Origin of the sequence: Pseudoalteromonas sp. S2755 (assembly GCF_005886535.1) — a bacterium.
In the GTDB taxonomy this organism is placed as follows: domain Bacteria; phylum Pseudomonadota; class Gammaproteobacteria; order Enterobacterales; family Alteromonadaceae; genus Pseudoalteromonas.
This window is the reverse complement of record NZ_PNDS01000140.1, coordinates 22,589-39,018: the sequence shown is the minus strand read 5'-3', so window position 1 is coordinate 39,018 and position 16,430 is coordinate 22,589. Positions and strand designations below refer to the sequence as shown.

The following is a 16,430-nucleotide window of genomic DNA, read 5'->3' as shown; positions in this document are numbered from 1 at the left end:
TCCTTACTGCTGATTCTGTAATGCTTCTAGTTCTTCCCAGCGTTCAAACGCGGCTTCCAGCTTCGACTCTAGCTCAGTCAAATGGTTCAATGCCTTGTGGGTCGTTTCTTGATCTTGTTTAAAGAAGTCTGGATCGCTGACCAGTGCTTGTTGTTTGTTCACTGCCTCTTCAAGTTCCTCTACTTTACTGGGCAACGACTCTAATTCAAGTTTTAATTTGTAACTCAGTTTATTTGAACGAGCAGGCGCAGCTGCTTTTTTAATCTCGGCTTGTTGCTGTTTTTCTTGATGAACCTTTTGCGCTTCTTTCTTTTGCTGCTCACGTCTTTGTTGATACAGCTCAAAGTCACTATAACCGCCAACAATTTCTGTCACCAAGCCTTCGCCTTCGAACGCCCAAACACTGCCACAGGTATTATCGATAAACTCTCGGTCGTGGCTAACGACCAGCACTGTACCTTGGTATTGGTTTAAGATTTCTTCAAGTAACTCAAGCGTCTCAATATCCAAGTCATTGGTCGGCTCGTCCAGCACAATAATATTTGAAGGCTTAAGGAAAAGCTTTGCAAGCAACAAGCGATTTTTTTCACCACCTGATAATGCCTTTACTGGGGTTCGAGCTCTCGCTGGCGGAAATAAAAAGTCTTGCAGATAGCCAAGCACATGACGCGAGCGGCCACCCATCATTACTTCTTGCTTGCCTTCTGCGACATTATCCTGCACGGTTGCTTCTTCATCCAATTTTTCTCGATATTGATCAAAGTACGCAACTTCAAGATTCACACCTTGTTTTACACTGCCTGAATCAGGTTTAATATCACCAAAAAGCATTTTTAACAGCGTGGTTTTACCCGCTCCGTTAGGACCGACCAAGCCAATACGGTCACCACGCATCACCAGCGTTGAAAAGTCCTTCACAATGTATTTTTCTTGGAATGCCTTGTCTAAATGTTTTGCTTCAAAAACCAGCTTACCGGAACGATCTGCCGTCTCGATGTTGAAGTCTGTCTTACCTTGTTGCTCAATGCGTTGCTTGCGCTCAACACGAAGCGCTTTTAGTGCTCGCACACGCCCTTCGTTACGGGTTCGACGGGCCTTGATCCCTTGCCTTATCCAAGTTTCTTCTTCGGCAAGCTTTTTATCAAACAAGGCATTCTGTTGCTCTTCCACTTTTAAATCATGGGCTTTTTGTTCTAGATATTGCGCATAGTCCCCTGGGTATGAAACCAACTTGCCACGGTCTAAATCTAAAATTCGGGTTGCCATTGCGCGAATAAAGGCACGGTCGTGAGAGATAAATACGATCCCCCCTTTAAACTCTTTCAGGAATTGCTCAAGCCAGATAACACTTTGCATATCAAGGTGGTTGGTCGGCTCGTCGAGTAGCAACAAGTCTGGGTCGCTCACCAACGCTTTGGCCAGAGCGACTTTGCGTAGCCAGCCACCTGAGAGCTCTTCTAGGCGCATATTCGCATCTAATTGCAACTGGCTAAGCACTTGCTTGATCCTTGACTCAAAACGCCACGCGTCTTCGCTTTCCAAGCGCTGAGTCAGGCGCTCAAGCGAGGTCATCAGTTTATCTGACTGGCTGGTTTGCAGTTTTTCACTGACTTCATGAAATTCAATGAGCAGCTCAGCGACATCAGGTAAACCGTTCGCAACATAATCAAAAACCGACCCATTTGCGCCCTTTGGTGGGTCTTGTTCTAGCCTTGAAACTTTTAATCCACCAACACGGTTGATTTCACCATCATCAAGTTGAACTTGATCATCAAGTACTTTCAATAGCGTTGATTTACCAGCACCATTTCGGCCCACAATACAAACGCGCTCGCCTGATTCAATAACGGCATCAGCTTGGTCAAGTATAGGGTGTGAGCCAAAAGCCAGTTGGGCTTTAGCAATTCGAATGAGATCCATATTATTCTATAAATTCTTGTAGTTGTTGTTGAGTAAAAGGCCAGCCAAGTTCCTGACCTGTCTCGCCTTTTTTAATCACTGGAATTCTATATTGATATTCCGTCATCGTCTCTTCACTATCGACGATATCGACGAGTTCAATTTCGGCTTCAGGCAAAAATTGAATTAACATCGCCAACGCTTCTTCACAAAGATGACAACCATCGGTGTGGAATAAGGTACATTTAATCATGACGGATCAACCAGCTGTTGTGAATTTGCTTGTTACGCTTAAAATCCAAAGACAAAGTTTGTGATGAGTATTCCTCAGCGGTTAGGCCAAGTGCCGCAAGTCCCATTTCATCGATTTTAAATCCGCGTTTGTTATTAGAAAACAGCAGTACACCATTCGGTGCTAATATTTTCTTTACCCAACTAAATAGTTTTAAATGATCTCTTTGTACGTCAAATGCGTCAGACATACGCTTAGAGTTAGAGAATGTTGGTGGGTCTAAGAAAATGAGATCATATTGACCAACGGCTCTTTCAAGCCATTTTAAGCAATCCGCTTGCTCAAATCTGAAACGTGGATTCTTCAAACCATTTAGCTCAAAGTTTTCCTCAGCCCACTTTAGATAGGTCTTTGACATATCTACTGTGGTAACAGACTTTGCACCGCCAACTGCGGCGTGCACAGAAGCACTACCTGTGTACGCGAATAGATTTAACACACGTTTATCTTTCGAATGTTGCTGAATAAACTTGCGAGCTAAGCGGTGGTCTAGGAATAGACCCGTATCAAGATAATCAAATAGGTTAACCTTGAACTTAGCACCGTACTCTTCTACTACCTCAGTACGGTTTTGCTTGTCCAGGGCTTTGTATTGCTCTTGACCTTTTTGGCGCTTTCTTACTTTTACCGCGATGTTTAGCGGGTCGATATTCAGCTGCTCGGCGGTAAGTGTGATCACGTCTTGCAAACGTTTTTGCGCAACGCTATCGTCAATTTCTTTTGGCGCTTTGTATTCAAAGATTACTGCGCTGTCGTTATATACATCAACTGCAACATTGTACTCTGGAATATCCGCGTCATAAACCCGATACGCGTTAATGCCTTCTTTTTTCAGCCAAGATTTTAAGCCCTGCAGGTTTTTCTTCAAACGGTTGCCAAACGCAATCGAGCCTTCAAAATTAAGACCGCTGCTCTGTTTATTTTGCTGTACCTGCATTTCATTCATTTCATACAGGTTAAGTAGTACATCTAGTGGGCCATTCTTGAATTTATAAGACTTTTTACGCGCCAATTTTAACACTTTTAACAGGCTTTCTTCGCTTGCAAGTAACGCCAAATTCCAGTCTTTATAGTGCTTTTTAAAGGCGATCCCCATATTGCGATATAGCGTAATAATTTCGGCCATACCTCCTAGACGTTCACCATAAGGCAAGTTACTCAGCACAGTGCCGGGACGTTTAGCAGCAAGGCTAAGCTGATTGGCATCTTCAAACTTAAACTTTATATGTGACTCAACGCCTGCGCGCTTGGCATTACGCTCAGCAATTGACAGCACACGTTCATCGATATCACTACCGATCAGCCATAAGCTCTTTTGCTCTGGCTGTACCTTTAATTGTGCTTTAAGCTCGGTGAACTTACTTTCACGAAAACTCGGCAGGCGTTTAAAGGCAAAGTCTTTATTTAGGTTAGTAGGTAAGCCAAGTGCCATAGAAGCTGCTTCAATCAATAACGTGCCAGAACCACAGCAGGGATCAAAAAGTGGCTTATTAGTATCTTCAAGCCAGCCGCTACGTTTAACCAGCGCTGCCGCTAAATGTTCACGAATTGGCGCTTTACCTTGTTTGTCACGATAACCTCTATCAGATAAGCGAGGTCCCGAAAAATCGATATATAGCGCACAGCCTTGCTTAGATAATTTCGCTATGATGCGAATATCCGGTGTCTGTTTGTCAACATCTGGACGTTGTTCAAACAGGTCATTGAAGTAGTCAACGATCCCATCCTTAACAACCAGACCAGAGAATTGCGTATTTTTAAGCGCATTATTCGTACCATTAAACTCTACTGCAAAGGTCTGCTTTGGGCTAAACCAATCTTGCCATGCCTGAAAACGAACAAACTTGTAGAGAGAATCTTTGTCATTCACTTCTGGTTTGTCATCGATAAGCAACATCACGCGCGTTGCAAATCGTGTCATCATACAGAACTTTTGTACGTCTAGATTAGCACCTGTGAACTTAACTGAACCAACGGTTTGCTTATTTATTTCAAAACCAAACTCGGTTAACTCTTCAACCAGTAACTGCTCTACACCAATAGATGTCAATGCGATAAATTGCAATTTGAATACCCTTAAATTTCAACTGGGCGCAGTATAACACACAAGTTATCGTTAGTTATTAGTTGAGCTTAGTTGTATGGGGATAAATTACGTTAAAAATTTAGCAAGTTCAGAAAGTCTAACTTATCTAGCGCGCTTATGTCCGAACTCTTGCTTTCGTAATTTTGTAGTAAGTTATGGAGCTCCCCTTTTTCAAACCACACGCCACCACAGCACCCGCACTCACTAAAACTAGCTTCAAAGAGCGTATAGCCTTTAAGTGTATCACCATCATCAGGGCATAATTGTAAAACGTCACGCTCAACCAACGACCGCTTTGCAATAAAATCGGTATAACTAAAGTGATAAGTATGTTTAATGGAATCAATAAATTTGCGCGGCAGCCAAATGGCACCGCATGACTGACATTGATAACCGCAATGTCCTTCAGCGTCGGCATAAGTTAGTTTTAATGTTTTATCGCAAAGGCAGCGCATTCTGTTCCCTAGATCTGCAAACTTAGGTACAGATTAATACAGGGAATAATTGCTGGTCAATAAAACGATGGGATGAACTTGGCTATGCGCTTTGATGTACCCGATGTGTTAATACAAGAGGCGCTAACCGATCGTTCAGTACTTTTATCGCTTGAAATTGTTCAAGCTCTATTCCCTCATCAAGCATAAACTGCTCGTTTAGGCTTAAACAAAGACTTGACTGACCATCATGCTCGATAATTAGAAACTCGCCGCGGCTTAACTTAGAATTTAAACACACAACCGCCTCACTCACAGGTTCCCCACCAAAATATGGCTTAAAAAACCAGCTTTTTGCTTGCATAGGTTGTAGGTGAAACTTTGCCGCAGTGGCATTTAAAGCGATTTGGCAGCATCTGGGCTCGTTCCAAACACCAAAACCGCAAAGGTAGGAAAATACACTCTGATAAAATTCAGCTTCGCTGAGACTAAAATTAGGATTAACGGTGGAGTCTTCAGTAAGGTGGCGCAAACGAAAAGGCGTGCAAAGCTGAAGCTCGTCACCCAAATCAATTAACAACCTGTTCCTTTCTGTGCAGCGGATCCATTGCCACTCTTTTGAAGCTTGCAAAACTTCTCTCCCACCAACCAATTAGCTCAACTAGTAAGTGGGAGTATAACGCGAAAAACGCAATGATGAAATTTTTTATAATAACGTTTTGTTTTGGATCATTTGGTTATATGACCGATCCTTATAAGGACGAAACGATCTTTTTAACAAGCGCTGGCCCTTCATAAATAAAGCCTGTGTAGACTTGTACTAAATCAGCACCAGCTGAAAATTTCTCTTTTGCAGATTCCGCACTGTCAATACCACCTACACCGATGATTGGTAGCTTACCGTCGGTAATACGCTTCAATTCGCTGACAACATGCGTCGATTTTTCACGAACAGGTCTACCAGACAAACCACCTGCTTCATTACCGTACTCTAGGTTTTCTACCGCATCTCGGGCTAATGTTGTGTTAGTTGCAATAACACCATCGATACGATTATTAACTAATGATTCTGCGATCTGGGTTAACTGAACGCCATCGACATCTGGTGCGATCTTTACCAACATAGGCACTGACTTGTTATGCTTGGCGATAAGATCCATCTGTTCATTTTTTAGGCTTTGCAATAGATCGTCCAGCGCCTCGCCATATTGTAGATCTCTCAGACCCGGTGTATTTGGTGAAGAGATATTCACAGTGATATATGAGGCATGCTCAAATACTTTTCTCATACAGTGAATGTAGTCATCTTTACCTTGCTCATTCGGTGTATCTTTATTTTTACCAATGTTGATCCCAAGGATCCCATCGTATTTTGCTGCTTTTACGTTGTTGACTAGGTAATCAACGCCCTTGTTATTGAATCCCATGCGATTAATAATCGCATTTGCTTCGGGTAGACGAAAGATCCGAGGCTTGTCGTTACCCGCTTGTGGTCTCGGCGTGACAGTTCCCACTTCAATGAAACCAAAACCCATTTGTGCAAATGCTTCGATACACTCGGCATTTTTATCAAGACCGGCGGCCAACCCGACTGGATTTTTAAACTCTAACCCTAGAAAATTAACCGGTTTGTCTTGAACTGATTGAGACCATGCAAGGCTCATTGGCGTATTCGTAAAGCGGCGCAGGTTGTTTAGGGCAAAATCGTGTGCCCACTCCGCATCTTTGTTAAACATAAAACGACGCGCAAGATCGTAAAACATGGTAGCTCCTCAGTATTGGTAACGTAATCGACTTAGCTAAAATCACCGTTTTGTGACTTTAGCTAAATGGATTATGCCAATGGCATTAGACAAAAAAATACCCCAGTCAAAGCTGGGGTATTGTAGCGATTTCTGGATTATTTGGAAGTATCGCAGTTGTGGCTTAGTAACATTAGCTCACGAAGTGCAACTGAGAACTTAGCAAAGTCATGACTTTGCGACGTCTTAAACTCAGTTAACATTTGCTGCCAACGGTGTAGTAAGCCTGCTTGCTTATCCATCCACTGTTCAATTTGTTCATTGATATCACTGTCATCACCAGCAAAGCTGTTTAATACAACCTCTGACAATGAACGCTGTTGCCAATCAAGCTCCTCACGATATGAAGCACGAGCAAGCGCCTGCCAATGGTTTGCAACAGGTTGAGCCGTGATTTGGTCAAGGAACCAATGTAGACCCATGTTTGCACCGAGCGTGAAGTAGGTATTAGACACAACACCGATCTTACGACCTGAGTTATGCGCCACTTCCGCTAGGTCCATGACCGAGAACAAGCTTGAAAGTGACACAATACGCAGTGCAATCTCAGCTGGTACACCTTGAGATTCAAGGTCGCGCGCTTTATCAACGATCTGCTCGCTTTCATTTGCAACCATGTAGTTGTGTAGATTTGTACTTAAATCTTTAAATGTTGGTGCAAAGAACGCGATAGTTTGCTCGATGGTTTGAGACTTATCACGGTGGCGCAAGAACCAGCGCGTTGAACGGCGAACCGTACGACGTAATTGATATAGCATTTCCGTTTGAACTGCTGCTGGGATCTTATTATCAAGCGCAGAAATCGCTGACCACGTTTCCTTCATTTCAAAGATTGCACTTGCAATTGAGTAGCAAACCGCAATTTCTGCATCCGTTGCACCTGTCTCTTCGTGCATACGAACCATGAAGTTTAGACCCATATCGTTAACGATATTGTTTGCAAGTTTCGTTGCAATGATCTCTTTACGTAGCGGGTGATTATCCATCGCAGCATTGAAGCGCTCACGCAGCGGTGCTGGGAACGAGTTCACTAGCAACTGACGGTAGTATGGATTTTCTGAGATCTCATCAACAACTAATGTCTCTTTTAATACCATCTTAGAGTAAGAAACTAATACAGATAGCTCAGGACGTGTTAGGTCTTTACCTGCCGCCGCGCGCTCTGCTAGCTCTTCATCAGTTGGTAAGAATTCGATTGCACGATTTAACTTGCCTTCTTTTTCAAGTGCATGAATAAAGCGTACTTTTTCTTTCAGCGTTGCAGGACCTTTAGACTTAGTAATCGAAAGCGTGTGCGTTTGGCGGTAACAATCTTTCAGTACCAATTCTGATACTTCATCAGTCATTGAATACAGTAATTCGTTACGCTGCTTATTCGTCAATTCACCTTCAGCAACTAGGCCGTTAAGTAGGATCTTGATATTAACTTCATTATCCGAACAGGCAACACCACCTACGTTGTCAATAAAGTCGGTGTTAATACGACCGCCGTTTGAAGCAAACTCGATACGACCTAGCTGAGTAGCACCTAAGTTACCACCTTCACCAAAGATCTTCGCTCCAAGCTCACCACCGTTGATGCGTAGCGCGTCATTTGCACGGTCGCCTACTTCAGCATCAGTTTCAGATTTAGACTTAATGTAAGTACCGATACCACCGTTCCAAAGTAAATCAACTGGCATCTTCAACAATGCTTTGATCAACTCGTTTGGTGTCATGCTCGACTTCTTAGTGCCTATCATCTTCTTCATTTCAGCGCTTAGCGTAATTGCTTTCGCTGCACGAGAGAAAATACCACCGCCCTCGGAGATAAGATCCTTATTATAATCTTCCCAACTTGAACGTGGCAGATTAAATAGACGCTCACGCTCTACATACGAGCTTGCCGCATCTGGGTTTGGATCGATAAAGATGTGCATGTGGTTAAATGCCGCTTGTAAACGAATGTGCTTAGATAGCAGCATACCGTTACCGAATACGTCACCACCCATGTCACCAATACCAACTGCTGTAAAATCAGTTGTTTGACAATCAATGTCCATTTCACGGAAATGACGCTTAACCGATTCCCAACCGCCTTTAGCAGTAATACCCATCTTCTTATGGTCATAACCGATTGAACCACCAGAAGCGAACGCATCTCCCAACCAGAAGTTGTAAGACTCAGCGATGCCGTTTGCGATATCAGAGAAGGTAGCTGTCCCCTTATCTGCTGCGACAACTAGGTATGGGTCATCTTCGTCGTGACGTACAACATCCACCGGCGGCACAATGTCACCATGTACGATGTTATCTGTGATGTCTAGTAGACCACGGATGAAGATCTTGTAACACTCTTGGCCTTCTTTGAAGAATGCTTCACGTTCAGTTGGAAGTTGTTTACAAACAAAACCGCCTTTAGAACCCACAGGTACGATAACCGTATTCTTAACCTGCTGTGCTTTGACTAAGCCAAGTACTTCTGTGCGGAAATCCTCACGACGGTCTGACCAACGCAGGCCACCACGAGCCACTTTACCGCCACGTAGGTGAACACCTTCTACGCGTGGAGAGTATACGAAGATTTCAAACGCTGGTAATGGCAATGGCATATCTGGCACTGCACTTGGCTGGATCTTGAATGACGTGTACGACTTGTTCGTGCCGTCTGCTTCTTTTTGATAGAAGTTAGTTCGCAGCGTTGCATTGATCATATCAACGTACAAACGCATGATACGGTCATCATCTAAGTTCGCTACGTTTTCAAGCTCAAGGTAGATTGCATCAATAACCTTCTGAAGTGCCTTTTCAGTGGCAACTTTCTTCGGTGCAAACTTCTTCACGAAGAGATCAACGATCATCGCTGCAATGTGCGGGTAACGGTCAAATGTATTTTCGATGTAAGACTGCGAGAACGTCACACCAATTTGGCGCATATATTTAGCATATGCACGTAAGATAGATGCTTCACGACCAGTTAGACCACCTAATAACACTAAACGGTTGAAACCGTCGTTTTCTAGGCGGTTATTCCACACATTAGTCAATGCTGCGCGGAAACGTGCTGATACTTTATCAAAATCAGTGATCCCTTTGCTGTCAATAAGCATAGAGAAATCCATGATCCAGTTTACTTGACCATCAGTTGTCTTCACGGCGTACGGAGTTTCACCAATAACACGTAGGCCAAAGTTTTCAAGCATTGGCATCACGTCTGATAGATGAATAGGCTCTGCCTTGTGGAACAGACTCAAACGAACAAGCTGCGATGTTGCTTCTTCTTGAGGTCTGTAGAACAGCATCTCAAGTTTGTTGTCGTCATTTAGTTGCTCTAGCTTTTCAATGTCTACAACTGCTGCGCTTGGCAAAACTTGATCTTTATATGCAGACTGGAACGCATTCGTGTATTTGCGGTTTAACTCGTTACCACGAGACTCGCCTGTTCTTTCAAGAAGTGCTGATTGTAGCTTGTCTTCCCAAGTACGAGCGGCTTCTACCAAGTTATTTTCGATTTCTTTCACGTTGTAATCTATATTGTTGTCATCAACACGCACGATGTAATGCGTACGCGCTAGTGTTGATTCAGAGAAAAAGGTGGTGAACTCTACTTTGTCGCTAGACTTAAATGCACGGCCTAGCAATTGTTGAGTTTCACGGCGTAACGCTGTGTTATATCGCTCTCTTGGCACATAAACCATACAAGAGAAGAAACGACCATACACATCCTTACGCACAAATAGGCGACACATGTCACGCTCTTGAGTTTGCAAAACGCCCATTGCCACTTCAAGTAGCTCGCTTTCACGTGCTTGTACTAACTCATCACGAGGATAGGTTTCAAGAATATTAAGTACCGCCTTGTATGCATGTGTGCCTTTAGCAAAGTCACATTGCTCCATGATACGGTTAATTTTACTCTTAAGTACCGGAACATCTACCGCACTGTTGTTGTAGAAGCTAGAAGAGAACAAGCCAATGAAACGGTCTTCACCAATCACGTTACCTTCATCATCAAAACGCTTGATACCAACATAGTCGATATACGCTGGCCTATGAACGCGTGAAAGTGAATTCGTCTTGGTTAAGATCAGCAAATTGTTACTACGTGCTTCTTTGCGCGCAACTTCAGGCAATTCAGACAATAAACGACTGTGGTCATCACCTGAGTTTTTCATCAGTCCGAGACTTGTGCCTTCAACTGGCTTCAGCTCATAGTCACCTTGAACTGGAGTCAAATCATATTGGCGGTAGCCCATAAAGGTAAAGTTGTCGCTAACCAGCCAGTCTAAAAACTCGACGGCTTCAGCAACTTCTTCTTTTGAACAACTATAATGACGGGTCGGCAGCTCTTTACTTACGCTCACCAATTTATCGCGAATTGGCAGCCAATCAGCAACCGCAACAGAAACATCATTTAAGACAGATTCAAGCTCAGCTGTAAAATCAGCGATCACCGAATCATCTGTTTGCCTGTCGATTTCGATAAAGAATACGGTCTTAGTAGACGTAGATTCTTGTTCTGCTTTTAAGTTAGAAACTGCGGTGATTGCACCAGCATCATTTCTTTGTAACTTAAGTGGAGAATGAAGTAATAGGTGAGAGACTATGTTTTTGCGATTCATCGCCATGCGTACTGAATCAACCAAAAACGGCATATCTTTAGCGATTATCTCGACAATCGTATGCGATGATTGCCATCCATCCTTTGCAACCTCAGGATTAAAAACGCGAATGACGGCATCGTCAGACTTGTTTTTATCAAGGGCATTCCAAAGGCTCAATGCTGCGCCGTATAAGTCACTGTCGTTACGATGTGCCAAATCCTCTTTAGACATATTGCTGTACAAGGTTTTGGCAAACGTTTCGACAAGTGACACTTTGTCAGCATGGACTTTTTTATGGATAAGCTTGCAGACGTTATCTAGGATAACAGAAGCTGTGCCTTCATTTTGTGTCATTATGTGTTCCTTAATCTATACCACCTTTGAACGGTAGATTATTTGTACAGCCATTTATTAGCGTGGAGTCAGGTAAATTCTAACCTTTCTGACGCTAATAAACAGCCTTTTTGACGAAAACATTTCAAGCTTTTCAGCTGTTTGCTCATCTATTCACAAAAAATAGATATAAATCGCCAATACCAAATAAAAAGGAGCACAATTATTCACATTATTTTTTCTGGTCAGACCAGATAAGCGTTCCAATTGCCGGTAAAAGCAGCACAGCACCCAGCATATTTACCAAGAACATGAAGGTTAAAAGGATACCCATATCAACCTGGAACTTAAGCGCAGAGAAAATCCATGTGCTTACTCCAATAGCCAACGTGATACCAGTAAACAGTACCGCACTGCCTCGTTCAGCAAGCGCATTTCGGTAGGCAACCGACAACGGCATACCTTGCTTAAGCTGTCCCATCATAGAGGATAGAATATAAATGCCGTAATCGACACCTATTCCCACACCCAAAGCAATTACCGGTAGCGTCGATACCGTTAAACCGATTTCAAGCTGCACCATAAGCGCCTGAGCCAACGTTGATACTACATACAGAGGTAGTACCACTGCGATAGTCGCTCGAACGCTCCTAAAGCTGGCTAGGCACAACAGGATCACGGCACCGTACACGTAAATCATCATAGGGACTTGTGCCTCAGAAACAGATTCATTCGTCGCCGCCATTACCCCGATTGGACCTGATGCTAATTTAAAAGCAACGTCATCAGTTCCCTCTTCTTCTGAAAACGCTTTGATCTTTGCAATCACATGGTCGATAGATTCGGCCTTATGATCTTCCATAAAGATGATAATAGGCATCACCGAACAATCACCGTTAAGTAGTCCTGAGCTTGTCTCCACTCGAGAGGTAGCTTGAACTAATGAAGCGGTATTTCTTGGTAACGTCTGCCATTTTAAGTTACCTTCGTTGTACCCAGCATTAACCGCTTGTGCAACGGAGCTTAAAGAAACTGCTGATTGTACACTCGGTAAGTTTTCTACTCGCCATTGAAAACGACTAATACGCTCCATTGTATCGTGTTCAGTACAAGCCGCAGGTGTTGCTTCGACAATGACCTTTAAGATATCAGAAGAAATGGCATAACGCTCAGAGATAAGGAAAGTGTCTTGGTTGTATCTGGCATCTTCATGCAGCGCCGGTGCACCAGCATGTAAATCACCAATACGCATTTTTTCAGATTGCCAGTAGCCAAATGCGAACAGTACTGCACTGATAAGTAAAATCACTCTGGCCACTTTTTTGTCTGTGGTTTTCACCAAGGCCTCTCGCATTGCCTCAAACATACCATGGCTGGCGTTTTTACCATCACCAAGTCGCTTAATATTTGCAGACTCAAAGAACGACGCCATCACAGGAAGCAGCACCAAGTTAGTAAAGATGATAACCGCAACCCCTAAACTGGCAGTAATAGCAAGTTCACGAATAATGCCGATGTCGATTGCCAGTAAGGTTAAGAAGCCAACGGTGTCCGAAAGTAGAGCAATGCCACCAGGGATAAGTAATGCTTTAAAACTCGCTTCAGCAGCCACTTTGCAGCTTACCCCTTGCGCTACTTTTTTACCTATCGCGTTGATCATTTGCACACCGTGACTCACGCCAATGGCGAATACTAAGAAAGGCACCAAAATAGACATGGGATCAACACCAAAACCCAAAGTACTGAGTAAGCCCATCTGCCAAATCACAGCAATAAATGAACAGGCGATAGGTAATAAGGTTAACTTAAAGCTCTTACAAAACATCCAAACCATAATAAAGGTAAAAGCAATCGCTAATGCAAAGAAGAGCACTACACCTTTCGCGCCATCAGCAATGTCACCAGCCATCTTTGCAAAGCCAATGATATGGATACTCACCTTGTCAGTGCTAAGTGGCTCTCTGACCTCAGATTCTAGTTTTTGCGCAAAAGCTAAGGTATCAAGTTTCTCTTGAGTTTGCGGATCGGTCTCCATTAACTGTGCGGTTACCATGGCACATGAATAATCACTCGCAACCATACGACCCACAACTTTTGCTTTTTCAATGTTCTGCTTTACAACTGCTAGGCCTTGTTCGGTGGGTTGAAAATTAGCTGGAATAATAGGCCCGCCAGCAAAGCCGTCTTCCACTACTTCAACGAATCTCGCACTAGGAGCAAAGATTGAATTTACCAATGGACGATTAACGCCTGGGATAAAATAAAGCTGATCATGCACCGCCTTTAGCTGAGTGAAAAATGGCTCATTAAAGATGTCACCATCTTTATCACAAACAGAAATAAGAATACTATTTGCACCACCAAACTGTTTTTCGTGCTTCAAGTAAACTTTCATGTATTCATGATTTAGTGGAATATTTTTGTTAAATGAGGCATCGAGCTGAATTTGTGTGGCTTTGAAGCCCAAAAATATCGTCGTCAGTACGAAAAAAGACACGACGGTAATACGATGCCTAAAAATGGTGTATACCAATTGATTTAATAACGCTTGCATTAGTTTTTCACCTCTACCTCAGCAATCCCCTGCTCCGTCGCTAGAACTAGCTGATTCTTTTTAACCACACCTGCTAAAATAGAGTGGCCGGTTTTTAGTTGTTTTGAGGTTAGCTTACCTGCTTTCAACGTGAATATTACGCCGCTGTTAGCAAACATATAGGTCACATTATCTTTGTGGGCAATACTATTTATTGTCGCCGTTTTTTGAGTATCAAGTTGCACTACTTGCTGTGCATTGCCAATAAATGCGTTGCCCCTAAGGCCTGCAACAATAAGTTGGTTATCTGAGGTTTGATCAACAGCAAAAAATGAACCGCGATAAAAAGGCTCAAATTTTTGCCATGTTTTTCCTAAGTCATCACTTTGTGCCACAAGTCCCATTTCACCGGCAAGGTACATCATGCCCTCGGCGATTAACAGGCGATTAAAATGGGGAAGAATAAACGCCGTTTCTTGTTCGTATGCCGCGGGGTCTTGCTCTTTTAAATCGGCTAAGTAGTCGACATCATCGGGATGAACAAATTCACTGATAAAACGTTTTGTCCAAGACTCACCACCATCAGTGGTTTCAAAAAACATGCCATAAGCACCCACAGCAAAGCCGTGTTGTTGATCAATAAACTCAATATCAAGACAAGGCTTTTCCAATGTTGGTAGATATTGTTTTAGTGCCCATGTTTTACCACCGTCTGTGGTTTTGATTATGCTAGCGTCGTGGCCACAAGCCCAACCAATATCTTTGCCTTTGAATGTCACAGAGGTCAACAGTGATTGAATTGGCACCTCTGCCTGCGTCCAGTTTTGCCCTTCTTGTTTAATAATTATTGTGCCGTGTTTACCTACCGCAATTAACGCATCACCGCTATCTGTAATATCTGTGAAAAGCGTTTGTTCTGGGTGAGCGACCATCAGGGCTGATTTTGCTGAAATCTGATCACTACTTTCGGCTACTGCTACATGCGCCATAGTTAAAATCGAGGCTGCTACTAACTTCTTCATCATGAGAAAACACTCGAGTTGTGAGAGGAAAGGAGGAAGAAGGCTGAAGCGAGGTTGCTTCAGCCTGATAATATTTGATTAACGGCGACCCTCACGGCGCAGCGCACCCTGAGTAAACTCGTTATCGTTGAAAGACTGACTGAAGTCATACATGTCTTCTTCGTTATCTAACCCAATCGCAAGGTAGCGACGAGAGTTTAGATCATGATAGACATCCAACGTACTCCAATGCGTCGGCACTTCGTAGTAATTAAGACCATGTGCCATCGCAACGCGATACATCTGGTCACGGTTATCATAGATATCCGTTACGTGGATTTGCCAGCTATCTTCATCAATATAGAACACACGCTTTTTGTAAATATGGCGAGTACCTTCTTTCAGGTTAGCTTCAACTACCCATACGCGGTGTTTTTCGTAACGTACGTGTTCAGGGTTGATATGACCGGCCATCAAGATATCATCATACTTCAACTTGTCGCTATGTAGTTTGTAACTGTTGTAAGGGATATACATCTCTTTTTTGCCAACAAGTTTCCAATCATAACGGTTTGGAGAGCCGTTAAACATATCAAAGTCATCTGTTGTACGTAAGCTATCTGACGCAGTTCCTGGTGCATCATATGCAACGTTTGGCGCACGTCTTACACGACGCTGGCCTGCGTTATAGGTCCAAGCCTGACGAGGTGTCAAAATTTGGTCCATGGTTTCATGTACAAGCAATGCAGTTCCAGCAAGACGTGCAGGTTCTGTCACTTGCTGCTTAAACTTAAACAGGATATTTGACTCTTGCAACGCTTCAGGCGTTGCATCTGTTGCAGAGTACTTAACCAGTAATTGCTCATCGAAACCGATAATGTTGTAAGCACCTGACTCCGTTGGCATAGCTTGACCGCCGAAACGTGCAATCGACAAGCCACGGAAACGCAATAGATGGTTCCAGATAGCTTCTAAGCCATCTTTTGGCACCGGAAACGGAATACCGATAGCAGTATTTTTAATGCCGTTACCACCTTCGATAAGCTCTGCTGTAGATGCGTATTTCTTTGTTGCATCGTACACAAACTGTGGATAAGAAGCGCTGCGTCTAGTTGGGTAAATGTTCATTTTGAACGTTTCGGGGTACGTTTCAAATAGTGCAATCTGACCTGGGCTTAGCAGTGACTTGTATTTATCTAAATTTGATTTATCAATTGTGAACAATACTTTGTCATCAGCAAATGGATCTGGATGGTGCATGCCCACTTCATAACCAGCTGGCGGCGCTGTGATCCCACCATTCCAAGCCGGAATACTGCCATCAGCATTACCCGCTTTCTCTGCACCGATAGGCGTCAAGTCTTTACCTAAACGTGCAACTTCGTCAGCGCTCATTTTAGCCATAGCGCTGCTGGCAGACAGCATTGTAATTATTGTTGCTGCGATAAATGTAGGTTTTCTAAACAT

At 43.3% G+C, this 16,430-nt stretch carries 10 protein-coding genes; all 10 read right to left on the bottom strand.

All coding sequences use genetic code 11. The features are described 5' to 3' along the window. Nucleotides 1-3 precede the first annotated feature (3 nt). Nucleotides 4-1,920: an ATP-binding cassette ATPase Uup gene (uup, locus tag CWC03_RS19955; RefSeq protein ID WP_138583364.1), complete on the bottom strand. Its 1,917-nt coding sequence runs from the start codon at nt 1,918-1,920 to the stop codon at nt 4-6. A gap of 1 nt (nt 1,921) precedes the next feature. Further along, nucleotides 1,922-2,152 carry a glutaredoxin family protein gene (locus CWC03_RS19950; RefSeq protein WP_010371514.1) on the bottom strand — a complete coding sequence of 77 codons (231 nt, stop codon included), beginning with the start codon at nt 2,150-2,152 and terminating at the stop codon, nt 1,922-1,924. After that, on the bottom strand, nt 2,145-4,256 hold the full coding sequence (rlmKL, locus tag CWC03_RS19945; RefSeq protein WP_138583363.1) for a bifunctional 23S rRNA (guanine(2069)-N(7))-methyltransferase RlmK/23S rRNA (guanine(2445)-N(2))-methyltransferase RlmL: 2,112 nt from the start codon (nt 4,254-4,256) through the stop codon (nt 2,145-2,147). Before rlmKL ends, CWC03_RS19950 begins: the two co-directional genes overlap by 8 nt. Nucleotides 4,257-4,348: 92 nt before the next feature. Then, on the bottom strand, nt 4,349-4,732 hold the full coding sequence (locus CWC03_RS19940) for a zf-TFIIB domain-containing protein (protein WP_138583362.1): 384 nt from the start codon (nt 4,730-4,732) through the stop codon (nt 4,349-4,351). An 82-nt stretch (nt 4,733-4,814) separates the two neighbouring features. After that, complete coding sequence (locus CWC03_RS19935; protein ID WP_138583361.1) at nt 4,815-5,342, bottom strand: cell division protein ZapC domain-containing protein; 528 nt, start codon at nt 5,340-5,342, stop codon at nt 4,815-4,817. Between the two features lie 121 nt (nt 5,343-5,463). After that, nucleotides 5,464-6,474 carry a quinone-dependent dihydroorotate dehydrogenase gene (gene pyrD / locus CWC03_RS19930; RefSeq protein ID WP_138583360.1) on the bottom strand — a complete coding sequence of 337 codons (1,011 nt, stop codon included), beginning with the start codon at nt 6,472-6,474 and terminating at the stop codon, nt 5,464-5,466. A 137-nt stretch (nt 6,475-6,611) separates the two neighbouring features. Next, nucleotides 6,612-11,450, bottom strand: a complete 4,839-nt coding sequence (locus tag CWC03_RS19925) for an NAD-glutamate dehydrogenase (protein ID WP_138583359.1) — start codon at nt 11,448-11,450, stop codon at nt 6,612-6,614. A gap of 211 nt (nt 11,451-11,661) precedes the next feature. Continuing rightward, nucleotides 11,662-13,983: an efflux RND transporter permease subunit gene (locus CWC03_RS19920; protein ID WP_138583358.1), complete on the bottom strand. Its 2,322-nt coding sequence runs from the start codon at nt 13,981-13,983 to the stop codon at nt 11,662-11,664. Further along, complete coding sequence (locus CWC03_RS19915; protein ID WP_249314088.1) at nt 13,983-14,984, bottom strand: WD40/YVTN/BNR-like repeat-containing protein; 1,002 nt, start codon at nt 14,982-14,984, stop codon at nt 13,983-13,985. Before CWC03_RS19915 ends, CWC03_RS19920 begins: the two co-directional genes overlap by 1 nt. Before the next feature lie 78 nt (nt 14,985-15,062). Continuing rightward, complete coding sequence (locus CWC03_RS19910; RefSeq protein ID WP_017218691.1) at nt 15,063-16,430, bottom strand: DUF1329 domain-containing protein; 1,368 nt, start codon at nt 16,428-16,430, stop codon at nt 15,063-15,065.